General features: G+C 50.4%; 23 protein-coding genes. 4 read left to right on the forward strand and 19 right to left on the reverse strand.

What is annotated here, in order from left to right:
• Positions 1 to 22: 22 nt before the first annotated feature.
• The 17 genes from lpfB-O113 to asnC all read right to left on the reverse strand — a co-directional run bounded on the left by lpfB-O113 (position 23) and on the right by asnC (position 16,896).
• Complete coding sequence (gene lpfB-O113, locus WC5_RS14945; protein ID WP_000088107.1) at positions 23 to 754, reverse strand: long polar fimbrial chaperone LpfB-O113; 732 nt, start codon at positions 752 to 754, stop codon at positions 23 to 25.
• A 46-nt stretch (positions 755 to 800) separates the two neighbouring features.
• Positions 801 to 1,373, reverse strand: a complete 573-nt coding sequence (gene lpfA-O113 / locus WC5_RS14940) for a long polar fimbria major subunit LpfA-O113 (RefSeq protein WP_000827799.1) — start codon at positions 1,371 to 1,373, stop codon at positions 801 to 803.
• 305 nt (positions 1,374 to 1,678) lie between these two features.
• Complete coding sequence (gene glmS / locus WC5_RS14935; RefSeq protein WP_000334113.1) at positions 1,679 to 3,508, reverse strand: glutamine--fructose-6-phosphate transaminase (isomerizing); 1,830 nt, start codon at positions 3,506 to 3,508, stop codon at positions 1,679 to 1,681.
• A gap of 161 nt (positions 3,509 to 3,669) precedes the next feature.
• Entirely contained in the window at positions 3,670 to 5,040 is a 1,371-nt protein-coding gene (gene glmU, locus WC5_RS14930; RefSeq protein WP_000933710.1) for a bifunctional UDP-N-acetylglucosamine diphosphorylase/glucosamine-1-phosphate N-acetyltransferase GlmU, read from the reverse strand.
• A gap of 405 nt (positions 5,041 to 5,445) precedes the next feature.
• Positions 5,446 to 5,865, reverse strand: a complete 420-nt coding sequence (locus WC5_RS14925) for a F0F1 ATP synthase subunit epsilon (protein WP_001251965.1) — start codon at positions 5,863 to 5,865, stop codon at positions 5,446 to 5,448.
• A 20-nt stretch (positions 5,866 to 5,885) separates the two neighbouring features.
• Positions 5,886 to 7,268, reverse strand: a complete 1,383-nt coding sequence (gene atpD / locus WC5_RS14920) for a F0F1 ATP synthase subunit beta (protein ID WP_000190506.1) — start codon at positions 7,266 to 7,268, stop codon at positions 5,886 to 5,888.
• A 26-nt stretch (positions 7,269 to 7,294) separates the two neighbouring features.
• On the reverse strand, positions 7,295 to 8,158 hold the full coding sequence (atpG, locus tag WC5_RS14915; protein ID WP_000896498.1) for a F0F1 ATP synthase subunit gamma: 864 nt from the start codon (positions 8,156 to 8,158) through the stop codon (positions 7,295 to 7,297).
• A gap of 50 nt (positions 8,159 to 8,208) precedes the next feature.
• Positions 8,209 to 9,750 (reverse strand): F0F1 ATP synthase subunit alpha, encoded by a 1,542-nt coding sequence (gene atpA, locus WC5_RS14910; RefSeq protein WP_001176745.1) that lies wholly within the window; start codon positions 9,748 to 9,750, stop codon positions 8,209 to 8,211.
• Positions 9,751 to 9,762: 12 nt separating this feature from the next.
• A complete protein-coding gene (gene atpH / locus WC5_RS14905) occupies positions 9,763 to 10,296 on the reverse strand; it encodes a F0F1 ATP synthase subunit delta (protein ID WP_001288587.1) in 534 nt (177 codons plus the stop codon).
• Between the two features lie 14 nt (positions 10,297 to 10,310).
• Positions 10,311 to 10,781, reverse strand: coding sequence for a F0F1 ATP synthase subunit B (atpF, locus tag WC5_RS14900; protein WP_001052219.1), 471 nt, complete (start codon positions 10,779 to 10,781; stop codon positions 10,311 to 10,313).
• Between the two features lie 61 nt (positions 10,782 to 10,842).
• Positions 10,843 to 11,082: a F0F1 ATP synthase subunit C gene (gene atpE, locus WC5_RS14895; protein ID WP_000429386.1), complete on the reverse strand. Its 240-nt coding sequence runs from the start codon at positions 11,080 to 11,082 to the stop codon at positions 10,843 to 10,845.
• A gap of 46 nt (positions 11,083 to 11,128) precedes the next feature.
• Positions 11,129 to 11,944, reverse strand: coding sequence for a F0F1 ATP synthase subunit A (atpB, locus tag WC5_RS14890; RefSeq protein WP_000135622.1), 816 nt, complete (start codon positions 11,942 to 11,944; stop codon positions 11,129 to 11,131).
• An 8-nt stretch (positions 11,945 to 11,952) separates the two neighbouring features.
• Positions 11,953 to 12,333 carry a F0F1 ATP synthase subunit I gene (gene atpI, locus WC5_RS14885; RefSeq protein WP_000116663.1) on the reverse strand — a complete coding sequence of 127 codons (381 nt, stop codon included), beginning with the start codon at positions 12,331 to 12,333 and terminating at the stop codon, positions 11,953 to 11,955.
• A 616-nt stretch (positions 12,334 to 12,949) separates the two neighbouring features.
• Positions 12,950 to 13,573: a 16S rRNA (guanine(527)-N(7))-methyltransferase RsmG gene (gene rsmG / locus WC5_RS14880; protein WP_000932852.1), complete on the reverse strand. Its 624-nt coding sequence runs from the start codon at positions 13,571 to 13,573 to the stop codon at positions 12,950 to 12,952.
• Positions 13,574 to 13,636: 63 nt separating this feature from the next.
• Positions 13,637 to 15,526, reverse strand: coding sequence for a tRNA uridine-5-carboxymethylaminomethyl(34) synthesis enzyme MnmG (gene mnmG, locus WC5_RS14875; protein WP_000499782.1), 1,890 nt, complete (start codon positions 15,524 to 15,526; stop codon positions 13,637 to 13,639).
• A gap of 378 nt (positions 15,527 to 15,904) precedes the next feature.
• Positions 15,905 to 16,348: an FMN-binding protein MioC gene (gene mioC / locus WC5_RS14870; RefSeq protein WP_000763740.1), complete on the reverse strand. Its 444-nt coding sequence runs from the start codon at positions 16,346 to 16,348 to the stop codon at positions 15,905 to 15,907.
• 89 nt (positions 16,349 to 16,437) lie between these two features.
• On the reverse strand, positions 16,438 to 16,896 hold the full coding sequence (gene asnC, locus WC5_RS14865; protein WP_000432970.1) for a transcriptional regulator AsnC: 459 nt from the start codon (positions 16,894 to 16,896) through the stop codon (positions 16,438 to 16,440).
• Between the two features lie 151 nt (positions 16,897 to 17,047).
• Here asnC and asnA point away from each other — a divergent pair, with 151 nt between their 5' ends.
• Positions 17,048 to 18,040, forward strand: coding sequence for an aspartate--ammonia ligase (asnA, locus tag WC5_RS14860; RefSeq protein WP_000845136.1), 993 nt, complete (start codon positions 17,048 to 17,050; stop codon positions 18,038 to 18,040).
• 4 nt (positions 18,041 to 18,044) lie between these two features.
• Here asnA and viaA read toward each other — a convergent pair whose 3' ends face one another.
• Positions 18,045 to 19,496: an ATPase RavA stimulator ViaA gene (gene viaA / locus WC5_RS14855; RefSeq protein WP_000956601.1), complete on the reverse strand. Its 1,452-nt coding sequence runs from the start codon at positions 19,494 to 19,496 to the stop codon at positions 18,045 to 18,047.
• Positions 19,490 to 20,986 (reverse strand): ATPase RavA, encoded by a 1,497-nt coding sequence (gene ravA, locus WC5_RS14850; RefSeq protein ID WP_016231526.1) that lies wholly within the window; start codon positions 20,984 to 20,986, stop codon positions 19,490 to 19,492. Before ravA ends, viaA begins: the two co-directional genes overlap by 7 nt.
• A 222-nt stretch (positions 20,987 to 21,208) precedes the next feature.
• Here ravA and kup point away from each other — a divergent pair, with 222 nt between their 5' ends.
• The 3 genes from kup (at position 21,209) to rbsA (ending at position 25,176) form a co-directional block, all read left to right on the forward strand.
• The gene (kup, locus tag WC5_RS14845) at positions 21,209 to 23,077 is read left to right on the forward strand and encodes a low affinity potassium transporter Kup (protein ID WP_000102310.1); all 1,869 of its coding nucleotides are present in this window, start codon (positions 21,209 to 21,211) and stop codon (positions 23,075 to 23,077) included.
• 166 nt (positions 23,078 to 23,243) lie between these two features.
• Positions 23,244 to 23,663, forward strand: coding sequence for a D-ribose pyranase (rbsD, locus tag WC5_RS14840; RefSeq protein WP_010350993.1), 420 nt, complete (start codon positions 23,244 to 23,246; stop codon positions 23,661 to 23,663).
• Between the two features lie 7 nt (positions 23,664 to 23,670).
• Positions 23,671 to 25,176 carry a ribose ABC transporter ATP-binding protein RbsA gene (gene rbsA, locus WC5_RS14835; RefSeq protein WP_000387777.1) on the forward strand — a complete coding sequence of 502 codons (1,506 nt, stop codon included), beginning with the start codon at positions 23,671 to 23,673 and terminating at the stop codon, positions 25,174 to 25,176.
• Positions 25,177 to 25,179: the final 3 nt, after the last annotated feature.

Here is a 25,179-nt window from a genome sequence, read left to right on the forward strand (position 1 = left end):
TACGCCTATCCTTATGCCATGCTTACAGCGCGTTTTTTAGCGGTTCGCTTATCGCGCCATAATCATTTATGAATCGCCAGGTCATTTGGTTACCCGCAGAATTGGCAGGCAACGGTAAAGAGAGCGTTTCGAAAGGACGGATCATGTTGAGAGGCACATCATGGCCATCAACAATGACATCCATCACACTGATATGAATCGGGTTTGGATTTTCAGCAATCAGATTTTTTCCTTCACGACGCCACTTAACCTTAGGCGCTGCATCTTCAGGAATAAGGCTAATAGTTGCTGGTCGCCAGAACAGCTTGATACGCGTTTTAACAGCAATTTCCAATGAGTTCGCTGCTTTATTGGTTGCTGCAGGCGGAATATTTTTGATATTCAGCCAGAAGACGGATTCACGGTCGTCGGGTAATGACATTCCCTTCATGTGAAGAATACGTAATACTTTTTCTTGTCCGGGTTCAAGTCGGGATACAGGAGGTATAACAGTAAAGGGCGCTTTACTTTTATCATCTTTATTAAACGGATCCACCCATGACTGGATGAGATAAGGGATCTTTTCTTCCTTGCTGAATACAGAAATAGATTTATCTGCATTATTACTTATGTAAACAACCCGCGTACCGCCAATGACAACGCCTGCATAGGTTAATGCTGGCTGGCCTAAAAAAAGGCTTAATATAATCGCGATAAATAATTTGTACCAAAGGGTTGTTTTAAAGAGCCTGATTAAACAACTTTTTCTGGACATAATAACTCCCTGGCCAAAGCCAACTGAATAAAAAGGCTCTGATAAATTATTTCTTATATTCGATAGTAAATTGTGAATCGGCGTTCGCTGTACCCGCCGTTACGACTGCATTTGTTGCAACATAGCGTGCAATAAATTTCATTTCCGCAGCGCCGTTACCATCGATTGTGGTATAAGCTGAGTCGTTATAAAGTTTGACCTGAGAGTTGTCAGCCTGGTTAAAGATACGGATACCAACACCAGTGGCCACAATCGCTGCCCCGGTGCCGGTATAATCACCCGGATCGGCAGCTGTAGTCGGAGTACCCACTTTCAGATCGCCATCGCCGCCAGGTGCTTCTGTACCATCAAAACGAACCGCAGCCTGCGTGTACGTTGCCGGACATTTCTCCAGTTTAATACTAAACTGCTGTGGCGATGCCATGCTGCCTACACCCGAAAATGCATTTTTACTGACTTTTCCAAGAGGAACGGTTTGATCCGCTGTATCGGAGGTAACTTCACAACTACTGTCAACAATTTCACCAACAAAGTGAACAACACCATCCTCTGCGAGCGCATGTCCGGCCAGCATTAAAGATGCCAGCGTGAATGCACCACCAATAATATTACGTTTCATAAAAACTCCATTGATATAATATATCCTTCAACCCGAACCATACACTTATATTAATAAGTGTATTTATGATTCGCACACATATTACATCAATGACACAGGTTTAGCTAAATTAATATTTATAAATCAATCTGAGAATATAAATTTATTATATAAATATTATTAAAATAATAGTAAATCAAGTTCGTAAGCGGACATTGGTAAAAATTCGGAATATATTTATTTAGTTATCTAAATGGAAAGTTTATTGAAAATAAATATGAAAAAGGGCCACCCACTGGCAGCCCTTGCTTACTTAACAGTTAGTATTACTCAACCGTAACCGATTTCGCCAGGTTACGCGGCTGGTCAACATCAGTGCCTTTGATCAGTGCGACATGGTACGCCAGCAGTTGCAGCGGAACGGTGTAGAAGATTGGTGCAATCACCTCTTCCACATGCGGCATCTCGATGATGTGCATGTTGTCGCTGCTCACAAAACCAGCGTCCTGATCGGCAAAGACGTACAACTGACCGCCACGCGCGCGAACTTCTTCAATGTTGGATTTCAGTTTTTCCAACAGTTCGTTGTTCGGCGCAACGACGATAACCGGCATATCTGCATCAATCAGCGCCAGCGGACCGTGTTTCAGTTCACCCGCAGCGTAGGCTTCAGCATGAATATAGGAGATCTCTTTCAGCTTCAATGCGCCTTCCAGCGCGATGGGGTACTGATCGCCACGGCCCAGGAACAGCGCGTGATGTTTGTCAGAGAAATCTTCTGCCAGGGCTTCAATGCGTTTGTCCTGAGACAGCATCTGCTCAATACGGCTCGGCAGCGCCTGCAGACCATGCACGATGTCATGTTCAATGGAAGCATCCAGACCTTTCAGGCGAGACAGTTTGGCCACCAGCATCAACAGCACAGTTAACTGAGTGGTAAATGCTTTGGTAGATGCCACGCCAATTTCAGTACCGGCATTGGTCATCAGCGCCAGATCGGATTCACGCACCAGAGAAGAGCCAGGAACGTTACAGATCGCCAGCGAACCAAGGTAACCCAGCTCTTTTGACAGACGCAGGCCAGCCAGAGTATCTGCCGTTTCACCAGACTGCGACAGAGTGATCATCAGACTGTTACGACGCACGGCTGATTTGCGATAGCGGAATTCAGAGGCGATTTCGACGTCGCACGGAATGCCTGCCAACGATTCAAACCAGTAGCGGGAAACCATACCAGAGTTGTAAGAAGTGCCACAGGCGAGGATCTGAATATGCTCAACCTTCGACAGCAGTTCATCGGCATTCGGGCCCAGCTCGCTTAGATCAACCTGACCGTGGCTGATACGTCCGGCGAGAGTGTTTTTGATGGCGTTTGGCTGTTCGTAGATCTCTTTCTGCATGTAGTGGCGGTAAATACCTTTATCGCCTGCGTCATATTGCAGATTGGATTCGATATCCTGACGTTTTACTTCCGCGCCAGATTTATCGAAGATGTTTACCGAACGGCGAGTGATTTCCGCAATATCGCCCTCTTCAAGGAAGATAAAACGGCGGGTCACCGGCAACAGCGCCAGCTGGTCAGAAGCGATAAAGTTTTCGCCCATACCGAGGCCAATCACCAGCGGGCTACCAGAACGTGCCGCCAGCAGGGTATCCGGGTTACGGGTGTCCATGATCACCGTACCGTATGCGCCACGCAGTTGCGGGATAGCACGCAGAACGGCCTCACGCAGAGTGCCGCCCTGTTTCAGTTCCCAGTTCACCAGGTGAGCAATAACTTCGGTGTCAGTTTCAGAAACAAAGGTATAGCCACGCGCTTTTAACGCTTCGCGCAGCGGCTCATGGTTTTCGATGATGCCGTTATGCACCACCACAATGTGTTCAGAAACATGCGGATGCGCATTCGCTTCAGAAGGTTCGCCGTGGGTTGCCCAGCGAGTGTGAGCAATACCGGTGCCGCCATGCAGAGGATGTTCTTCCGCTGCCTGAGCCAGCATCTGGACTTTACCGAGACGACGTAAGCGGGTCATATTTCCGTTTGCGTCGACAACAGCCAGACCGGCAGAGTCATAACCACGGTATTCCAGACGACGTAAACCTTCGAGAAGGATTTCAGCTACATCACGTTGCGCGATCGCGCCAACAATTCCACACATAGTTTTTAATTCCGATTGATATCGTTGTCGGTCAACCTGTATGCCCGATTTTTCGGGCGCCCCGAGCCTTGTAGAGAGTGGGGTTATTTTTATAGTTACTGCTTGTGGGCGGGAGATTATGTTATCTCCTCATCCCCGATGGCCGGATTACCCAGCCAGAATTACTTTTTCTTAACCGGACGACGCCAGCCTTCTTTTTGTGCCTGCGGCACACGGCTGATTGCCAGAGCATTTTCACCAACATTGCGCGTTACGGTAGTACCCGCAGCAATGGTCGCGCCTTTACCAACCGTTACCGGTGCAACAAGTTGGGTGTCAGAACCGACAAATACATCGTCGCCAATAATGGTTTTAAATTTATTCGCACCGTCGTAGTTGCAGGTAATGGTTCCCGCGCCGATGTTAACGTTATCGCCGATTTCCGCATCGCCCAGGTAAGTCAGATGACCGGCTTTCGAGCCTTTACCCAAACGCGCTTTTTTCATCTCAACGAAGTTACCGACGTGTGCGCCTTCCAGCAGCTCTGCACCGGGGCGCAGACGGGCAAACGGGCCAATGGTACAGGCCGCAGCCAGATTCGCGTCTTCCACCACGGTATATGGGCTGATTTCGCAATCATCACCAATCACGCTGTTTTTAATCACGCAACCAGTGCCAATTTTCACGCGATTGCCGAGAGTAACATTACCCTCGATGATAACGTTAGTATCAATTTCAACATCGCGCCCGTGAGTAAGCGTACCGCGCAGATCAAAACGCGCCGGATCGCGCAGCATAACTCCCGCCAGCAGCAGTTTTTCTGCCTGTTCGGACTGATAAACGCGCTCCAGACGGGAGAGTTGCAGACGGTTATTTACACCTTCAACTTCGCTTAAACGCTGCGGATGTACAGCGACAATTTCACGCCCTTCCTGATACGCCAGCGCAATAATATCGGTAATGTAGTACTCGCCCTGTGCATTATTATTGGTCAGCTTCGCCAGCCAGCGTTTCATATCTGCACCGTTGGCGATCAGAATACCGGTGTTGATCTCCTGGATTTGACGCTGCTCGTCGGTAGCATCTTTATGCTCAACAATGCCGGTAACTTTGCCATTCTCACGGGTAATGCGGCCATAACCGGTCGGGTCATCCAGTTTCACTGTCAGCAGACCAATGCCACCCTGCGGTTTTGCATCACGCAGGCGCTGGAGTGTTTCGACCGAGATCAGCGGTACATCGCCGTAGAGCATTAAAATGTCTTCATCATCGGCAAAGAAAGGTGCGGCCTGCTGCATTGCATGACCAGTACCCAACTGCTCAGCCTGAAGCACCCAGTTCAGATTGTCATCTTTCAACGACTGTTTAAGCAGATCGCCGCCGTGACCGTAAACCAGGTGAACGTGCGCTGCGCCTAATTCATTCGCAGCATCAATGACATGCTGAACCATCGCTTTCCCGGCAAGGGTATGCAGCACTTTTGGAATATCGGAATACATGCGAGTGCCTTTGCCTGCTGCAAGGATCACTACGCTCATAGCATTATTCAACATACGCGTCCTGACTGTGATTTGAGAACGAATTTAAACCGCTTCACCTTGAAAAAACTACATTTTTTTCATCGTGAAATGGACAGAGGATAAATTGTGCAATAAAGGATTATCCCTACTGACGAAAACACCATTTTCGACCATTGGCGCGCCTTTTGTCTGCATAAAAGTAAGGTAGCACCTTCATTTAAGTGTCTACATGATGTTTTTGCTCTTATTTCGATCAATGAATAAACGAGAAAACCAGCAAAGAATTTCGCTGGTTTATATAAAAAGTGTTAATCGCGGAACATGAATGATCACAGCACAAATCCTGCTGTACTACTATCCAGATGAAAATATGCGCGGCGCACGCAATAAAAAAGCCAGCCTGTTTCCAGACTGGCTTTCGTGCTTTTCAAGCCGGTGTTACATCGCTTTTTTGGTCAACTCGATAACGCGCAGCTGCGCGATCGCTTTGGCCAGTTCCGCAGACGCCTGAGCGTAATCTACGTCGCCGTGAGAGCTGCTAATGTGCTCTTCAGCCTTACGTTTCGCTTCCATGGCTCGCGCTTCGTCGAGATCCTGGCCGCGAATTGCGGTGTCGGCCAGAACGGTCACGTTGCCAGGCTGCACTTCAAGAATGCCGCCAGACAGATAGATAAACTCTTCGTGACCGTGCTGTTTCACGATGCGAATCATACCAGGCTTAATGGCGGTGAGCAGCGGTGCGTGCCCTGGGTAGATCCCCAGTTCACCTTCGCTACCCGTTACCTGGATTTTCTCGACCAGACCAGAGAACATTTGTTGCTCTGCGCTGACGACATCCAGGTGGTAAGTCATTGCCATATCACCCTCCGATTAAGGCGTTAAAGTTTTTTGGCTTTTTCCACTGCTTCTTCGATGGAACCGACCATGTAGAACGCCTGCTCCGGCAGGTGATCGTATTCGCCTTCCATGATGCCTTTAAAGCCACGGATGGTGTCTTTCAGGGAGACGTATTTACCCGGAGAACCGGTGAATACTTCTGCCACGAAGAACGGCTGGGACAGGAAACGCTGGATCTTACGAGCGCGCGCTACCACCAGTTTGTCTTCTTCAGACAGTTCATCCATACCCAGGATGGCGATGATGTCTTTCAGTTCCTGATAACGTTGCAGGATGGACTGAACGCCACGAGCGGTGTCGTAGTGTTCCTGACCAACCACCAGCGGGTCCAGCTGACGGCTGGTGGAGTCCAGCGGGTCAACTGCCGGGTAGATACCCAGAGACGCGATCTGACGGCTCAGTACCACGGTTGCGTCAAGGTGCGCAAAGGTGGTTGCCGGAGAAGGGTCAGTCAAGTCATCCGCAGGTACGTATACCGCCTGTACAGAGGTGATAGAACCGGTTTTGGTGGAGGTGATACGTTCCTGCAGAACGCCCATCTCTTCCGCCAGAGTTGGCTGATAACCTACCGCTGAAGGCATACGACCCAGCAGTGCGGATACTTCCGTACCGGCCAGGGTGTAACGATAGATGTTGTCAACGAACAGCAGTACGTCACGACCTTCGTCACGGAATTTCTCAGCCATGGTCAGACCGGTCAGAGCAACGCGCAGACGGTTTCCCGGCGGCTCGTTCATCTGGCCATACACCAGGGATACTTTGTCGATAACGTTGGAGTCGGTCATTTCGTGGTAGAAGTCGTTACCCTCACGAGTACGTTCACCTACGCCCGCAAACACAGAGTAACCGGAGTGCTCGATCGCGATGTTACGAATCAGCTCCATCATGTTTACGGTTTTACCTACACCCGCACCACCGAACAGACCAACTTTACCGCCCTTAGCGAACGGACACATCAGGTCGATAACTTTGATACCGGTTTCCAGCAGTTCCTGAGAGTTTGACAGCTCTTCGTAGGAAGGTGCTGCACGGTGAATCGCCCAACGCTCTTCTTCACCGATCTCGCCTTTCATGTCGACCGGTTCGCCCAGTACGTTCATGATACGGCCCAGAGTCGCTTTACCTACCGGGACTTCGATCGGGTGTTCGAGGTCTTTTACATCCAGACCGCGACGCAGACCGTCGGAAGAACCCATTGCGATGGTACGCACGATACCGCCGCCGAGCTGCTGCTGAACTTCCAGCACCAGACGCTCATTACCATTTTGCACCTCAAGAGCATCGTACACGCGCGGTACGGCATCCTGAGGGAATTCGACGTCAACTACGGCGCCGATTACCTGGACAATCTTTCCAGTAGCCATCTTAAATCCTCTACGAAATAACCTGTTTAAACCGCGGCGGCCCCCGAGACGATCTCGGTGAGTTCCTGAGTAATGCTGGCCTGACGAGCTTTGTTGTATACCAACTGCAGCTCTTTAATCAGGCTGCCGCCATTGTCGGTCGCGGCTTTCATCGCCACCATACGGGCGGCCTGCTCGCTGGCCAGGTTTTCAACCACGCCCTGATAAACCTGAGATTCGACATAACGACGCAGCAGGGTATCCAGCAACGCCTTCGGATCGGGTTCGTACAGGTAATCCCAGGATTTATGTTTCAGATCATCATCATCTGATGCCGGTAACGGCAGCAGCTGGCTGATGGTCGGAACCTGAGACATGGTGTTAATAAATTTGTTGCTGACAATGTAAAGCTTGTCCAGACGGCCTTCGTCGTAGGCCTGCAACATCACTTTTACCGGACCGATCAGTTCGGACAGGGAAGGGTTATCCCCCATGCCGGTGACCTGGGCAACAACATTGCCGCCCACGGAGTTGAAGAACGAAACACCTTTCGAGCCGATCATTGCGAGGTCGCATTGAACGCCTTTGTCGGTCCAGGTCTTCATTTCCGCCAGCAGTTTTTTGAACAGGTTAATGTTCAAACCACCGCACAAACCACGGTCGGTCGACACCACCAGGTAGCCCACGCGTTTAACGTCGCGGTCTTCCAGGTATGGGTGCTTATATTCCAGATTACCGTGTGCAAGGTGACCAATCACTTTGCGCATGGTTTCTGCATAAGGACGGCTGGCCGCCATGCGATCCTGCGATTTACGCATTTTGGAAGCGGCGACCATCTCCATCGCTTTAGTGATCTTTTGCGTGTTCTGGACGCTTGCGATCTTACTACGTATCTCTTTTGCGCCGGCCATGAGCTTCTCCTCAATGCCTTGCGGCCTGCCCTAAGGCAAGCCGCCAGACGTTACCAGGATTGGGTTGCTTTGAAGGAATCGAGGATGCCTTTCAGCTTGCCTTCGATTTCGTCGTTGTAGCCACCGGTCTGGTTGATCTCTTGCATCAACGGAGCGTGATCACGGTCGACGTAAGCCAGCAGCGCGGCTTCGAAGCTGCCGATTTTCGACAGTTCAACATCCGCCAGGTAACCACGTTCTGCTGCAAACAGAACCAGAGACTGCTGCGCAACAGACATCGGCGCATACTGTTTCTGTTTCAGCAGTTCGGTCACTTTCTGACCGTGGTCAAGCTGCTTACGGGTTGCATCGTCAAGGTCGGATGCAAACTGAGAGAACGCTGCCAGTTCACGATACTGTGCCAGAGCGGTACGGATACCACCGGACAGTTTTTTCATGATCTTGGTCTGTGCTGCACCACCAACACGGGATACGGAAATACCCGGGTTAACCGCAGGACGAATACCGGCGTTGAACAGGTTGGTTTCCAGGAAGATCTGACCATCGGTAATGGAGATTACGTTGGTCGGAACGAACGCAGAAACGTCACCTGCCTGAGTTTCGATAATCGGCAGTGCGGTCAGAGAACCGGTTTTCCCTTTCACTTCACCTTTGGTGAAGGCTTCAACGTATTCGGCGTTAACACGCGCAGCACGCTCCAGCAGACGAGAGTGGAGGTAGAATACGTCGCCCGGGAATGCTTCACGTCCTGGCGGACGACGGAGCAGCAGGGAGATCTGACGGTAAGCAACAGCCTGTTTAGACAGGTCATCGTAAATGATCAGCGCATCTTCGCCACGGTCACGGAAGTATTCGCCCATTGCGCAACCGGCATACGGTGCCAGGTATTGCAGTGCTGCGGATTCAGACGCGGTTGCTACCACAACGATGGTGTTAGCCAGTGCGCCGTGCTCTTCCAGTTTACGTACCACGTTAGAAATGGTGGACGCTTTCTGACCGATAGCGACATAGATACATTTGATACCGGAATCGCGCTGGTTGATGATGGCATCGATAGCCAGTGCGGTTTTACCGGTCTGACGGTCACCGATGATCAATTCACGCTGACCACGACCGATTGGGATCATGGAGTCAACGGCTTTATAACCGGTCTGTACCGGCTGATCTACGGACTGACGTTCGATAACGCCCGGAGCGATTGCTTCTACAGCAGAGAAGCCGTCGTGATCCAGCGGACCTTTACCGTCGATTGGCGCACCCAGAGTGTTAACCACACGCCCCAGCAGGCCACGGCCAACCGGAACTTCCAGGATACGACCAGTACACTTAACTTTCATGCCTTCGGCAAGGTCAGCGTACGGACCCATAACTACCGCACCTACAGAGTCGCGCTCGAGGTTCAGTGCGATAGCGTAACGGTTACCCGGCAGGGAGATCATTTCACCCTGCATACAATCGGCCAGGCCGTGGATGCGGATAACACCGTCACTTACAGAAACAATAGTACCTTCGTTGTGAGCTTCACTCACAACATTGAACTGAGCAATGCGCTGCTTGATCAGTTCGCTGATTTCGGTGGAATTCAGTTGCATGCTCCAGTCCCCTTAAGACTGCAAGACGTCTGCAAGGCGCTCAAGACGACCGCGTACGCTGCCATCAATGACCATATCACCCGCTCGGATGATAACGCCTGCCATTACAGACTTATCGATTTTGCAATTCAGCTTAACTTTGCGTGACAGACGTTTTTCCATCGCAGCAGAAATTTTCGCGAGCTGTTGTTCACTCAATGCAGCAGCGGAAATGACGTCTACCTCAGCGGTAGCCTCACTCACGGCACGCAGGTGAATAAACTGCTCCAGAACATCCGGGAGCGCGTTAAGACGACCATTTTCAGCCATTACCCGAATCAGGTTCTGACCATTTTCGTCCAGTTGCTCACCACAAACTGCGATAAACGACTCGGCGAGCGTTTCTGGCGCTAGCGCGCCAGAGAGAAGCTCTGCCATCTGTTCGTTTTTGGTTACCTCGGCGGCAAACGCCAGCATGTCCTGCCAGCGTTCTACACTTTGGTGTTCGACGGCAAAGTCAAAAGCTGCTTTGGCGTAGGGGCGAGCTACCGTAATAAATTCAGACATCAGCCCCTCCCTCCTTACAGTTCAGCGACAAGTTTATCCACGATGTCGCTGTTAGCAGCTTCATCCACGGAACGTTCGATGATCTTCTCGGCGCCAGCAACAGCCAGGATAGCAACTTGCTTACGCAGCTCTTCACGGGCACGTTTACGCTCGGCTTCAATTTCCGCCTGCGCCTGAGCCACGATTTTAGTACGTTCCTGTTCTGCCTCAGCTTTCGCTTCGTCCAGAATCTGCGAGCGGCGTTTGTTCGCCTGCTCGATGATTACCTGGGCTTCCGCTTTCGCTTTTTTCAGCTGGTCGGTCGCGCTGGCCTTTGCAAGGTCAAGGTCCTTATGTGCTCGTTCTGCGGAAGCAAGGCCGTCAGCAATTTCTTTTTGACGTTTTTCGATGGCTGCCATTAATGGCGGCCATACGTACTTCATGCAGAACAGAACGAACAGGACAAACGCGATGGCCTGGCCGAGGATTGTTGCGTTAAGATTCACAGCACAATGCCTCTATTTAGTTAACGTTCTGATATTGCTCTTTAAATAAAAGCAACGCTTACTACGCGACAGCGAACATCACGTACAGACCCAGACCTACAGCGATCATCGGGATAGCATCCACCAGACCCATAACGATAAAGAACTGAGTACGCAGCAGAGGAATCAGATCAGGTTGACGCGCTGCGCCTTCCAGGAATTTACCCCCGAGGATGCCGATACCGATCGCAGCACCGATTGCCGCCAGACCCATCATCACAGCGGCAGCCATGTACAGCAGATCCATATTCAGGTTTTCCATGACAGTCTCCAGTTTGTTTCAGTTAAAACGTAGTAGTGTTGGTAAATTAATGTTCTTCAGACGCCATCGACAGATAGACGATCGTCAGAACCATGAAGATGAAGGCTTGCAGCGTAATGATCAGGATGTGGAAAATGGCCCACGGCACATTCAGGATCCACTGTGACCACCACGGCAACAGACCAGCAATCAGAATGAAAATCAGCTCACCTGCGTACATGTTACCGAACAGTCGCAAACCGAGTGAAACTGGTTTGGACAGCAGGCTTACCCCTTCAAGGATTAAGTTGACAGGGATGAACGCCCAGTGATTGAACGGCTGCAGCGTCAACTCTTTCGTGAAGCCGCCGATGCCTTTCATTTTGATGCTGTAGAACAGAATCAGGATAAATACGCCCAGTGCCATCGACAGCGTCACGTTCACGTCAGCAGACGGAACCACACGCAGTGCCGGCAAACCGATCCAGTGTTCTGCGATATACGGCAGCAGATCGATAGGCAGTAAGTCCATCAGGTTCATCAGGAATACCCAAACGAAGATCGTCAGGGCCAGCGGTGCAATCAGCTTGCTTTTGCCATGGTACATGTCTTTCACGCTACCATTAACAAAGCCGATTACCAGCTCAATCGCGGTCTGAAACTTACCTGGTACGCCGCTGGTCGCCTTTTTGGCTACGCTACGGAACATAAGCAGGAACAACAGACCCAGCACCACCGAGAAGAACATGGAGTCAATATTGATTGTCCAGAAGGTGGCTGGGGGGTTTTGTGGATCCACCAGCGAGAATGTACGCAGGTCCAGCTGAAGGTTATTCAGGTGGTGTCCTATGTAATCCTGCGGCGTCATATTTTCTGAAGCCATGATGCCTTTTACCCTTTGTTGTTAATTACAGCCGGTGCCAGTATCTGAACCACCAGCACCAAAACCCACGTAACGATCAGCGGCAAGAATACCGCCTTTAAAACCGCCAACGCCACCACCAGTAACACCAACATCGCCAGAACTTTGAAAGCTTCGCCAAATGCGAATGTCCAGGCCACCCGGCCTTTCGCTGGTGTATGCGCCTGGTGACGCCAGGCAAATATCATAAACAAAACGTTAGGCAGAAAGACTGCCAGGCCCCCGCTTAATGCAGAGACGCCCCAGAAGGGGTCTTTGAGGCTGAACAGCAATCCACTTGCTATCACCGCCAGTAACTGAACGAGCAGAAGCTTCCGAGCAACGTTTCGACTCAAGAGCGACACAGACATCACGTTTTTCACTCCTGCTCCCTTCGAGGTATGCCGCGTGTCGTATAAAACTTTCTTTAAGGCTTAGAGTCAAGCATCAAAAAGCGGTCAAATTATACGGTGCGCCCCCGTGATTTCAAACAATAAGTAGCCAAAAGGTGAATAAATGTTTAAATATTTTTCCAGTGCATACAATTGCGACTTTTCTGCTAACCATGCCAGATCATGAAAAACTGTAAATAACGCGTAAACACTGGTGGTAAAGAGTGCTTCAGATCACAGATTGAGCATGTTCGCGCACAGCATATTTATTTACTTGGCAAATGATGCCATTGCAAGTTTCTGATATTTCAGTCTAAAAACAGATACTGTTTTCATAAATGGCATTTACATAACAAAAACCAGACATTGACATTCTTAATAATATTTTAACAGCGAATTATGGTTCTTAGCGCCGATTTTTAGCAGACTGATATTTTCACCGATGACCTATTTCCTGCTTACCCAAAAAAGCCACGTTAGTTCATTGATGCAAAATGGTAAACATGGCGTTAAATGTAACCAGTTATATCAGTAGAAAACCTGGTTGTTGTTAACAGTCAAACCGATAAATTTTTTATGATTTTTTTGATAAAAATTAAATTTTATTTGCTTTAATCACAACCAAATGGCGTTCGCCATCCAGAGCCGGAACCTGAAGTTTAACCACTGATTCAACCTGATATTCTGCAGGCAATAGGGCTATTTCATCTTCCGGCATTTGTCCTTTCAGCGCATAGAAGCGGCCTTGCTCACCTGGAAGATGGTGGCACCAGCTCACCATATCGTTCAGAGAGGCAAAAGCACGGCTAATTACACCATCAAACGGTGGCTCTGACGGAAACTCTTCTACCCTACTCTGTACCGGCTCAATGTTCTCAAGTTTCAATTCATGTTGAACCTGACGCAGGAAACGCACGCGTTTACCGAGGCTATCCAGTAGTGTGAAGTGAGCGTCAGGGCGTACGATAGAGAGAGGAATGCCGGGCAGACCCGGGCCGGTGCCGACATCAATAAAACGTTCACCTTGCAGATAAGGTGCAACGACAATGCTGTCGAGAATATGGCGTACCAGCATCTCATTAGGATCGCGTACCGAAGTCAGGTTGTACGCTTTGTTCCATTTGTGCAGCATATTTACGTAGGCAATAAGCTGATTTTTCTGGTGATCGGTAAGCGAAATTCCTGCGTCTTTCAGCAGTGAAGAGAGTTTATTGAGCACGGTGATTACCTGTTCTTGATGCGTTGCCAGGTAAGCGGGTGCTTACCTGGCATTTTTAATGCGTTATGCGCTACGACGCAGCATACCCTGTTTTTTCAGCCATACCAGCAGAATGGAGATAGCCGCAGGCGTGACGCCAGAAATACGCGAAGCCTGACCGATAGAGGCCGGTTTGTGATCGTTGAGTTTGGCGATCACTTCGTTAGAAAGACCGGATACCTGGCGGTAATCCAGCGTCGCAGGCAGCAAGGTATTCTCGTTACGCAGCTGCTTTTCGATCTCATCCTGCTGACGCGCAATATAACCTTCGTATTTAACCTGAATCTCAACCTGTTCCGCCGCCTGTTCGTCTGTCAACGCAGGAGCAAACGGCGTCAGTGTAGTTAATTTGTCATAGGTCATTTCCGGACGACGCAGCAGATCTTCACCACTGGCTTCACGGGAAAGCGGTGCAGTCAGGTGAGCATTCACTTCGGCTGCAGCTTCCGCAGACGGCGTTACCCAGGTCGATTTCAGACGCTGACGCTCACGCTCGATGTTCTCAAGCTTTTCGTTAAAGCGCGCCCAACGTTCATCATCAACCAGCCCCAGCTCACGACCAATTTCAGTCAGACGCAGGTCTGCGTTATCTTCACGCAGCATCAGTCGATATTCTGCGCGCGAGGTAAACATACGGTACGGTTCTTTGGTTCCTAAAGTGCACAGGTCATCGACCAGTACACCAAGGTAAGCCTGGGATCGCGCAGGCGCCCAGCCTTCTTTGTCAGCAGACAGGCGAGCGGCGTTAAGACCGGCCAGCAAACCTTGCGCTGCAGCTTCTTCGTAACCGGTAGTGCCGTTAATCTGACCAGCAAAGAACAGCCCCTGAATAAACTTGCTTTCCAGCGTCGGTTTCAGGTCGCGCGGATCGAAGAAGTCATACTCAATGGCATAACCCGGACGCACGATTTTCGCGTTTTCCATCCCCTGCATGGAGCGGACGATTTGCATCTGCACATCGAACGGCAGGCTGGTGGATATGCCGTTCGGATAAATTTCGTTCGAGGTTAGCCCTTCCGGCTCAAGGAAGATCTGATGCTGATTTCTGTCAGCGAAGCGCATGACCTTGTCTTCGATCGACGGACAGTAGCGTGGGCCGACACCTTCGATCACTCCGGCATACATCGGACTACGATCGAGGTTACTGCGGATCACGTCATGCGTTTTCTCGTTGGTATGGGTGATATAGCACGGCACCTGCTGGGGATGCTGGGACGCATTGCCCATAAACGAGAACACCGGCATTGGGTTATCGCCATGCTGTTGCGCCAGCACACTGAAATCGATGGTGCGCGCGTCAATACGCGGCGGCGTACCGGTTTTCAGACGACCAACGCGCAGTGGAAGTTCACGCAAACGGCGTGAGAGCGGAATGGAAGGCGGATCTCCAGCACGACCACCACTGTAATTATCCAGGCCGATATGAATCTTACCGTCAAGAAAAGTGCCGACAGTAAGCACGACTGCTTTAGCACGGAATTTCAGCCCCATTTGGGTGACAGCACCGACCACACGATCGTTTTCGACAATAAGATCCTCAACCGCCTGCTGGAAGATCATCAGGTTCGGTTGATTCTCAAGAGCAGTGCGTACCGCCTGACGGTAGAGCACACGATCCGCCTGTGCTCGGGTTGCTCGAACCGCCGGCCCTTTGCTGGCGTTTAGTATCCTAAACTGAATACCTGCCTGGTCGATCGCTTTTGCCATCAGACCGCCGAGTGCATCCACTTCTTTTACCAGATGTCCCTTCCCAATACCGCCGATTGCCGGGTTGCAGCTCATCTGCCCCAGGGTGTCGATATTGTGTGTCAAAAGCAGAGTCTGTTGACCCATACGCGCCGCAGCCATCGCGGCCTCGGTGCCTGCATGACCCCCGCCAATGATGATGACGTCAAAAGGATCCGGATAAAACATGGTGATTGCCTCGCATAACGCGGTATGAAAATGGATTGAAGCCCGGGCCGTGGATTCTACTCAACTTTGACGGCTTGAGAAAGACCTGGGATCCTGGGTATTAAAAAGAAGATCTTTTTATTTAGAGATCTGTTCTATTGTGATCTCTTATTAGGATCGACCTTGTCTGTGGATAACGCAGATCTATCTTTTAGGATCAACAACCTGCTGAGGATCATTAGCTGTGAATGATCGGTGATCCTGCTCCGTATAAGCTGGGATCAGAATGAGGGGTTATACACAACTCAAAAACTGAACAACAGTTGTTCTTTGGATAACTACCGGTTGATCCAAGCTTCCTGACAGAGTTATCCACAGTAGATCGCACGATCTGTATACTTATTTGAGTAAATTAATCCAGGATCCCAGCCATTCTTCTGCCGGATCTTCAGGAATGTCGTGATCAAGGATGTTGATCTTCAGTGTTTCGCCCATCTGTTTCGCACCGGAATTTTTGAGTTCTGCCTCGAGTTTATCGATCGCACCACAAAAAGTGTCGTATTCACGACTACCAATACCGATTGCGCCAAAGCGTACCGCAGAAAGATCGGGTTTTTGTTCCTGCAATGCTTCATAGAAAGGAGAAAGGTTGTCCGGAATGTCTCCGGCGCCGTGGGTAGAACTGATAACCAGCCAGATCCCAGAGGCAGATAAATCTTCTAACAACGGACCGTGCAGCGTTTCGGTGGTAAAACCCGCCTCTTCCAGCTTTTCAGCCAGGTGTTCTGCTACATATTCGGCACCGCCGAGGGTGCTGCCGCTGATAAGAGTGATATCTGCCATAAACCGCCACCTTTATTAAGAGTGGCGTATTGTACGCTGTGAACGCGCTGGGATCTACCTGTGGAAAAGTATGGGATTAAAAAAGCCGATCATGGCTTGATAGTACGCATGATCGGGTTCTGCAGGACGATCAGTGTTTCAGTGGACTGAATTTCATCAATTGTTTGGATCTTGTTGATAAGTACATGCTGGAGGGCATCGATCGAACGGCACATCACTTTGATAAAGATGCTGTAGTGCCCGGTGGTGTAGTAGGCTTCGGTGACTTCGTCGAGGCTTTCCAGTTTTGCCAGAGCGGAAGGATAGTCTTTGGCACTCTTCAATATAATGCCGATAAAGCAACCTACATCATAACCGAGCTGTTTCGGGCTAACGTCGATACGCGCACCGGTAATGATCCCCGCCTGCTTCATTTTCTCTACACGAACGTGAATCGTCCCCGGGCTGACGCCAAATTGTTTCGCCAGTTCAGCGTAAGCGGTGCGCGCATTGCCCATTAATGCTTCCAGGATGCCACGGTCCAGATTGTCGATTAGATAATTTTCCATAGGATTTTCTTATTCATATTGATGATTCATTCTATTTTAGCCTTATTTTTTAATGAATCAAAAGTGAGTAAGGCTTTTTATTGAATGATTATTGCATGTGTGCTGGTTTTTGTTGCTTAATCATAAGCAACAGGACGCAGGAGTATAAAAAATGAAAACCGCTTACATTGCCAAACAACGTCAAATTAGCTTCGTGAAATCTCACTTTTCTCGTCAACTGGAAGAACGCTTAGGACTGATTGAAGTCCAGGCGCCAATCCTTAGTCGTGTGGGGGATGGCACGCAGGATAACTTGTCGGGCTGTGAAAAAGCGGTGCAGGTAAAAGTGAAAGCTCTGCCTGATGCCCAGTTCGAAGTGGTTCATTCACTGGCGAAGTGGAAACGTCAGACGTTAGGGCAACACGACTTCAGCGTGGGCGAAGGGCTGTACACGCACATGAAAGCCCTTCGCCCCGATGAAGACCGTCTTTCCCCGCTGCACTCGGTTTATGTTGACCAGTGGGACTGGGAACGCGTAATGGGCGACGGCGAGCGTCAATTCTCGACTCTGAAAAGTACCGTAGAGGCGATCTGGGCGGGAATTAAAGCAACCGAAGCTGCTGTTAGCGAGGAGTTTGGCCTGGCACCGTTCCTGCCGGATCAGATCCACTTCGTACACAGCCAGGAATTACTGTCTCGTTATCCGGATCTTGATGCCAAAGGGCGTGAGCGGGCGATTGCGAAAGATCTTGGCGCGGTATTCCTCGTCGGGATTGGCGGCAAGCTGAGTGATGGTCATCGCCACGACGTGCGTGCACCGGATTATGATGACTGGAGCACTCCGTCAGAACTGGGCCATGCAGGTCTGAACGGCGATATTCTGGTGTGGAACCCGGTGCTGGAAGATGCGTTTGAACTTTCTTCTATGGGGATCCGCGTGGATGCCGATACGCTGAAGCACCAACTGGCGCTAACCGGTGACGAAGATCGCCTGCAACTGGAGTGGCATCAGGCGCTGCTGCGCGGTGAAATGCCGCAGACCATCGGCGGCGGTATCGGTCAGTCTCGTTTGACCATGCTACTGCTGCAACTGCCGCATATCGGCCAGGTTCAGTGTGGCGTTTGGCCTGCGGCAGTTCGTGAGAGCGTCCCTTCTCTGCTGTAATAATTTATCGCCGCCAGCGTCTGAGCAGGCGGCTACGCATCCCGGTATCAAAGCGCCAGATATGATCGAAAATGCGCATGATACCGGGTTTGCCGTGTGCCGACATCGCCACGGCATGAAAGCGATGCTGATGTACCCGCTGCAACTCTTTCACTTTACTCGTCACGTCGTCAGGCAACCGCTGGGCGATAAAATCAGAAATCACCACCGCATCGGCGTCAAACCATTCCCGGCTTTGCAAGCGTTCCATAATGGCGCGAAAACAACTGGCAAGATCGGTGCCGCCACGAAACTGCTGGCTTAAAAAGCGAATCGCTTGTTCGATGCCTTGTGAGCCTGAAAGCTCATAACGGACAATCTCGGTGGAAAATAACATAATAAAGCAGCGCCGGTTTTCAGCGAGGGCAATGCGCATTAATGCCAGGCAGAACGCTTTCGCACACTGTTCATTAAAGCCGCCCATTGAGCCAGAAGTATCCACGCAGACAATAAACGGTCCGCGCGGCTGTTCGTCGTAATCTTTATGTACCACCGGGCGTTCGATAACTTTTTCACGCCACGACTCACCGTGCAGGCGATAGGTGAGTAACTGCTTTTCCACCAGCCGACGGTAAAATTCATACTCCAGTTCAGTTATCCCAAGCGTCGCCAGTTCTGGCGGTAGAAGGCGTAAAATATCATCGCTTTGTTGCAGACCATCAACCTGCTCAGGAACGGTCGCCGGTTCGCGCACCATGGTGCGGAAGGTTTCCATCTGCGCATCGTTGCGGGGTATTGATTTGGCTTCCCGCGAACGCCCCAGCTGTTCCGCCAGGCGCTTCAGTTCCGGCTGTTCGTTAAGAAATTCACCATATTTTACAATCAACTGATAGTCGCCGCGCTTAAGCTGACCGGCGCTCATATCCCACAGACGACCGGCTGCGGTGTTGTTTTCTGCCAGAATCGGTTCAAGCTGCCCACTTAGCGTCATGCGTTCCTGAACTTCACTCAACAGTTGTTCGCGTTCTTCTTCTAATAACTGTTGATTTAACGTCGTCGCTTGCACGATCAGACTTAAGCGCCAACGCTGGAGAAAAAGCGTGTGTAATGCCGGAGTGATCGTGCCGTTGGCATCAACCAACTGCTGGGCTTGTTCGGCCCACGGGGAATTCAGTCGATGCAGTAAATCCAGTATCTGCGGTAGTTGCACAATAAATTGCGGCGTGGAAAGAAGCTGGCTTTGCTGATAGCACATGACCTCTTCCGTGAGCTCCTGCGGAACTCTGGCATCTTTCAGCCGACTGCGCAGCGCCTCACGCCAGCGGGGAATATCATCAGTGATTGCCGCCTTCAGTCGTGGGAATTTTTCAAAGAAGACCGCCAACTGCGGCGAGGCCAACAGAGCGATGATCATCTCTTCGATCAATCCCTCTTCGCTGACGGCCAGCATCACATTGAGCGTATCCAGTGTTAGCATTGTTGCGCCTGGCGAATCTGGGTGCCGACATCCTGTAGGCTGGCTTCAATGCGACCTAACCAGTCGCTATGGATAAACAGACATTTTTGCTGTTCGCTGAATAAGGCGTGTTGCTTGCGCCAGTCGCTTTCAAGATCTTCTAGTTGTTGTTTTATTTCGCTGGGTAGCCCCTCTGCCGATGCGCCGGGCAGCGCCAGAGTCGCCTCCTGCAAACTCACATCGCGTACCACCAGATGTTGGGCGCTATCAACTTCCATATTTAGCTTCTGGGCAAAACCGATACCATTTAATTTGCCGCGAATCTCGCCGCCTTTGTTCAGCCACAGTTCCAGCGCGCTACGCTCAAAAGCGATATGAACAACTTCCATATCATGCAATTTTAATGGTTTTTGCAGCAACAGGGTCAGTGTGGAGGCGGTTATGTTGGCTGGAAGTTGATACTGCGGGCGACGGCTGAACATGCCACCCTGACGAATCACCGTAAAGGCTGTTTTATCGCTTTGTTGTTGCTGAAGTTGCAGGCGACGCTGCACAATTGCACTCAGTCGCGTCAGCATTTCCTGTTGCTGCCACGCATGACTGGTCATCAATACGTCAATTTGTTGTTGAATTAAATTCAGACTTTGGGCGTCATACCACAGGCAATCTTTCAGCAAGATGAGATCAATCGGGGCAACCGCGCTGCGACCGCTAAAAAAGGCGCTGGCCTGCAATAAGCGGATCGCTTTTTTCCAGCGACGGTCGGAGACATAAGGCGCATCCGGTAATTTATCCAGTTGCTGACGCAGCATAAAAATCAGCTCAAATACATGATCGGGCAGCGTAATTTCACCAATCTCTTTCTGCCAGCGTTCGTATTCTTCATCCGTGACCTGCAAGGATGGCGGAACGGGATTGTCGTTTTCATCCTGTTGGCTGGTCAGCATGGAGCGAAAATTCGTTTTATCCTGCACTTTATCTAACCACAGACGAATCAGCATACGGTCATATAACGCTTCCAGGCTGCTGTCTGCTTCTGGCAGTTCGTTGGATGCTGCCACCAGCAGACGCATAGGGATTTTTTCAACATGTGCGCCGTTGCGGAAGTGGCGTTCATTAATAGCGGTTAGTAGGGTATTAAGAATCGCTGGCCCGGCTTTCCAGATCTCATCAAGAAAGACGATTTCCGCTTCCGGCAGGTAGCCGCTGGTTAAACGCTCATAACGGCCTTCATCTTTTAACGCCTGAATAGAAAGGGGGCCAAAAACTTCTTCCGGTGTGGAGAAGCGGGTCATCAGATATTCAAACGCGCGCGCATTCTGGAAAGCGAATTTTAAGCGCCGGGCGATTAAACTTTTAGCAATACCTGGCGGGCCAAGCAGGAATACGCTTTCACCACTTAATGCCGCTAACAAACACTGGCGGATGGCGTGGCTACGTTCATAAAGCCCTTTTTCCAGCGAACTGCTCAGACGGGAAATTCTTTCCGCTAATAAATGAGGGTGAGCCATAATGAAGTGGCGTCCTTTCGTCAAAAGTTCTGCGTAAACTGCGAGTATAGACGTTTCTTGCTGGTGGCAAAAATAGTCTCAAAGGAGGGCTATTTTTCTTTGAGCCAGGTTAATGTGGCCGCATTTAGGAGTACGATTTTGCCGTTAATCGTGCATACTGTGCGCTTTTTTGTGGGCCAAGGGACTACGCACACATTTCATATTTCAACGAAAGACTAGTCTATGAGCACTGATAATAAGCAATCGTTGCCCGCGATAACCCTCGCGGCGATTGGAGTTGTCTACGGCGATATTGGTACCAGCCCGTTATATACACTTCGTGAATGTTTGTCCGGCCAGTTTGGTTTTGGCGTTGAACGCGATGCCGTGTTTGGTTTTTTATCGCTGATCTTCTGGCTGCTAATCTTTGTGGTTTCCATAAAATATCTCACCTTCGTCATGCGTGCAGATAACGCCGGTGAAGGGGGGATCCTGACGTTGATGTCGCTTGCCGGGCGCAATACGTCGGCACGAACGACATCAATGCTGGTGATTATGGGGCTAATCGGCGGCAGTTTCTTCTATGGTGAAGTTGTCATAACGCCTGCCATTTCGGTGATGTCCGCTATAGAAGGTCTGGAAATCGTCGCTCCGCAGCTGGACACCTGGATAGTTCCCCTCTCAATCATCGTTCTCACTTTACTGTTTATGATTCAAAAACATGGCACTGCTATGGTCGGTAAGCTGTTTGCGCCGATTATGCTGACCTGGTTTTTGATTCTGGCGGGGCTGGGGTTACGTAGCATTATTGCCAACCCGGAAGTGTTACATGCGCTGAATCCGATGTGGGCGGTGCATTTCTTCCTTGAATATAAAACCGTTTCCTTTATTGCGTTAGGCGCGGTGGTACTGTCGATTACCGGTGTCGAGGCGCTGTATGCCGATATGGGGCACTTTGGTAAGTTCCCTATTCGCCTGGCGTGGTTCACCGTCGTATTGCCGTCTTTGACCCTTAACTACTTTGGGCAGGGGGCGCTGCTGTTAAAACACCCGGAAGCGATTAAGAACCCGTTCTTCCTGTTGGCTCCGGACTGGGCACTGATCCCGCTACTGATAATTGCAGCACTGGCAACGGTGATTGCCTCGCAGGCGGTTATCTCTGGTGTCTTCTCATTGACGCGTCAGGCAGTACGTCTGGGATACTTGTCGCCGATGCGCATTATTCACACCTCTGAAATGGAGTCAGGGCAAATCTACATTCCGTTTGTGAACTGGATGCTTTATGTCGCAGTCGTGATTGTCATTGTCAGCTTTGAGCACTCCAGCAACCTGGCGGCGGCGTATGGGATTGCGGTGACCGGAACGATGGTGCTGACGTCTATTCTTTCAACTACCGTGGCGCGTCAGAACTGGCACTGGAATAAGTATTTTGTTGCGCTGATCCTGATTGCTTTCTTGTGTGTCGATATCCCTCTGTTTACCGCTAACCTCGATAAACTGCTTTCCGGTGGCTGGTTGCCTCTGAGCCTCGGCACGGTGATGTTTATCGTGATGACGACCTGGAAGAGCGAGCGTTTCCGCCTACTGCGTCGGATGCACGAACATGGTAACTCTCTGGAAGCGATGATTGCTTCACTGGAGAAATCACCGCCTGTTCGCGTTCCCGGAACCGCTGTGTATATGTCGCGTGCAATTAATGTCATTCCCTTTGCGTTGATGCATAACCTTAAACATAACAAGGTGTTGCATGAGCGGGTTATTCTGTTAACTCTGCGTACTGAAGACGCTCCATATGTCCATAACGTCCGTCGGGTACAGATTGAACAATTGTCGCCCACTTTCTGGCGCGTGGTGGCAAGTTATGGTTGGCGAGAAACGCCAAACGTGGAAGAAGTTTTCCACCGTTGCGGTCTGGAAGGGTTAAGTTGCCGGATGATGGAAACCTCTTTCTTTATGTCGCATGAGTCGTTAATCCTCGGCAAACGCCCGTGGTACTTGCGTCTGCGTGGCAAGCTATACTTGCTGTTGCAACGTAATGCGCTGCGCGCGCCAGATCAGTTTGAAATTCCACCAAACAGGGTTATCGAACTGGGTACTCAGGTCGAAATCTAACTCCAGACGCCTCCTTTCTCCATAAGGGGGCGTTTTTGTTTTCATGGTTACTCACGATGTAAAACGTTTCGATGTTGATCACATTTCCGTAACGTCGTGATGGTTTTCCTTAATCAGTCGGGATTAAACTGCGGGTCAGCGAAACGTTTCGCTGATGGAGAAAAAAATGAAAAAAGGCGCCGTTCTTAATTCTGATATTTCGTCGGTGATCTCCCGCCTGGGGCATACCGATACGCTGGTGGTGTGTGATGCTGGTTTACCCATCCCTAAAACGACAACGCGTATCGATATGGCATTAACCCAGGGTGTACCTTCTTTTATGCAGGTGCTGGGCGTCGTCACAAGTGAAATGCAGGTCGAGGCAGCCATTATCGCGGAAGAGATCAAACAACATAATCCGCAACTCCACGAAACGTTGCTCACTCACCTTGAGCAGCTGCAACAACACCAGGGAAACACCATTGAAATTCGTTACACCACGCATGAAAAATTCAAACAACAAACCGCAGAAAGTCAGGCGGTAATTCGCAGCGGAGAATGTTCTCCGTATGCGAATATCATTCTCTGTGCTGGCGTGACGTTCTGAGGCCGCCATGGAAGCATTACTACAGCTTAAAGGCATCGATAAAGCGTTCCCGGGCGTAAAAGCTCTCTCGGGAGCCGCGTTAAATGTCTATCCCGGTCGAGTGATGGCACTGGTGGGTGAAAACGGCGCGGGTAAATCCACCATGATGAAAGTGCTGACCGGTATCTATACCCGTGATGCCGGTACGCTTTTATGGTTGGGTAAAGAGACTACTTTTACCGGGCCGAAATCCTCCCAGGAAGCCGGGATTGGGATTATCCACCAGGAACTGAACCTGATCCCGCAGTTGACCATCGCAGAAAACATTTTCCTCGGTCGTGAGTTTGTTAATCGCTTTGGCAAAATTGACTGGAAAACCATGTATGCCGAAGCGGATAAACTATTAGCCAAACTTAACCTGCGCTTTAAAAGCGACAAGCTGGTGGGCGATCTTTCTATTGGCGACCAGCAGATGGTGGAAATTGCCAAAGTGCTGAGCTTTGAGTCAAAAGTCATCATTATGGATGAACCGACCGATGCGCTGACCGATACCGAAACTGAATCCCTGTTCCGCGTTATCCGCGAACTGAAATCGCAGGGGCGCGGCATTGTCTATATTTCCCACCGCATGAAAGAAATCTTCGAGATTTGTGATGACGTTACGGTTTTTCGTGACGGGCAATTTATTGCCGAGCGCGAAGTAGCATCACTGACTGAAGATTCACTGATTGAGATGATGGTGGGGCGTAAGCTGGAAGATCAGTATCCACACCTGGACAAAGCGCCGGGGGACGTCTTACTGAAAGTCGATAATCTCTGCGGACCCGGCGTTAACGATGTCTCTTTTACTTTACGCAAAGGCGAAATTCTTGGCGTCTCTGGTTTGATGGGCGCAGGCCGTACCGAACTGATGAAAGTGCTCTACGGCGCCCTGCCGCGCACCAGCGGTTACGTCACCCTGGATGGGCATGAGGTCGTTACCCGCTCGCCGCAGGATGGCCTGGCGAATGGCATTGTGTATATCTCTGAAGACCGTAAACGCGACGGTTTAGTGCTGGGGATGTCAGTAAAAGAGAACATGTCACTGACCGCGCTACGCTACTTCAGTCGCACTGGTGGTAGCCTGAAACATGCGGATGAGCAGCAGGCGGTCAGTGATTTTATCCGTCTGTTCAACGTGAAGACGCCGTCGATGGAACAGGCAATTGGTTTGCTCTCCGGTGGCAATCAGCAAAAAGTGGCGATTGCTCGTGGCCTGATGACTCGCCCTAAAGTGTTGATCCTTGATGAGCCTACCCGTGGCGTAGATGTCGGCGCGAAAAAAGAGATCTATCAACTGATTAACCAGTTCAAAGCCGATGGCTTGAGCATCATTCTGGTGTCATCGGAGATGCCAGAAGTATTAGGCATGAGTGATCGCATCATCGTCATGCATGAAGGGCATCTCAGCGGGGAATTTACTCGTGAGCAGGCCACCCAGGAAGTGTTAATGGCTGCCGCTGTGGGCAAGCTTAATCGCGTGAATCAGGAGTAAAAA

The sequence above is a fragment of the Escherichia sp. KTE114 genome (assembly GCF_000407765.1).
Lineage (GTDB): Bacteria > Pseudomonadota > Gammaproteobacteria > Enterobacterales > Enterobacteriaceae > Escherichia > Escherichia ruysiae.

Coding starts and splice junctions, on each gene's coding strand:
- atpB (WP_000135622.1), bottom strand. CDS start 11,944: ATGGCTTCAGAAAATATGACGCCGCAGGATTACATAGGACACCACCTG.
- atpA (WP_001176745.1), bottom strand. CDS start 9,750: ATGCAACTGAATTCCACCGAAATCAGCGAACTGATCAAGCAGCGCATT.
- rbsD (WP_010350993.1), top strand. CDS start 23,244: ATGAAAAAAGGCGCCGTTCTTAATTCTGATATTTCGTCGGTGATCTCC.
- rbsA (WP_000387777.1), top strand. CDS start 23,671: ATGGAAGCATTACTACAGCTTAAAGGCATCGATAAAGCGTTCCCGGGC.
- ravA (WP_016231526.1), bottom strand. CDS start 20,986: ATGGCTCACCCTCATTTATTAGCGGAAAGAATTTCCCGTCTGAGCAGT.
- lpfA-O113 (WP_000827799.1), bottom strand. CDS start 1,373: ATGAAACGTAATATTATTGGTGGTGCATTCACGCTGGCATCTTTAATG.
- WC5_RS14925 (WP_001251965.1), bottom strand. CDS start 5,865: ATGGCAATGACTTACCACCTGGATGTCGTCAGCGCAGAGCAACAAATG.
- atpI (WP_000116663.1), bottom strand. CDS start 12,333: ATGTCTGTGTCGCTCTTGAGTCGAAACGTTGCTCGGAAGCTTCTGCTC.
- mioC (WP_000763740.1), bottom strand. CDS start 16,348: ATGGCAGATATCACTCTTATCAGCGGCAGCACCCTCGGCGGTGCCGAA.
- atpE (WP_000429386.1), bottom strand. CDS start 11,082: ATGGAAAACCTGAATATGGATCTGCTGTACATGGCTGCCGCTGTGATG.
- glmU (WP_000933710.1), bottom strand. CDS start 5,040: ATGTTGAATAATGCTATGAGCGTAGTGATCCTTGCAGCAGGCAAAGGC.
- asnA (WP_000845136.1), top strand. CDS start 17,048: ATGAAAACCGCTTACATTGCCAAACAACGTCAAATTAGCTTCGTGAAA.
- glmS (WP_000334113.1), bottom strand. CDS start 3,508: ATGTGTGGAATTGTTGGCGCGATCGCGCAACGTGATGTAGCTGAAATC.
- viaA (WP_000956601.1), bottom strand. CDS start 19,496: ATGCTAACACTGGATACGCTCAATGTGATGCTGGCCGTCAGCGAAGAG.
- atpD (WP_000190506.1), bottom strand. CDS start 7,268: ATGGCTACTGGAAAGATTGTCCAGGTAATCGGCGCCGTAGTTGACGTC.
- mnmG (WP_000499782.1), bottom strand. CDS start 15,526: ATGTTTTATCCGGATCCTTTTGACGTCATCATCATTGGCGGGGGTCAT.
- atpH (WP_001288587.1), bottom strand. CDS start 10,296: ATGTCTGAATTTATTACGGTAGCTCGCCCCTACGCCAAAGCAGCTTTT.
- asnC (WP_000432970.1), bottom strand. CDS start 16,896: ATGGAAAATTATCTAATCGACAATCTGGACCGTGGCATCCTGGAAGCA.
- atpG (WP_000896498.1), bottom strand. CDS start 8,158: ATGGCCGGCGCAAAAGAGATACGTAGTAAGATCGCAAGCGTCCAGAAC.
- kup (WP_000102310.1), top strand. CDS start 21,209: ATGAGCACTGATAATAAGCAATCGTTGCCCGCGATAACCCTCGCGGCG.
- lpfB-O113 (WP_000088107.1), bottom strand. CDS start 754: ATGTCCAGAAAAAGTTGTTTAATCAGGCTCTTTAAAACAACCCTTTGG.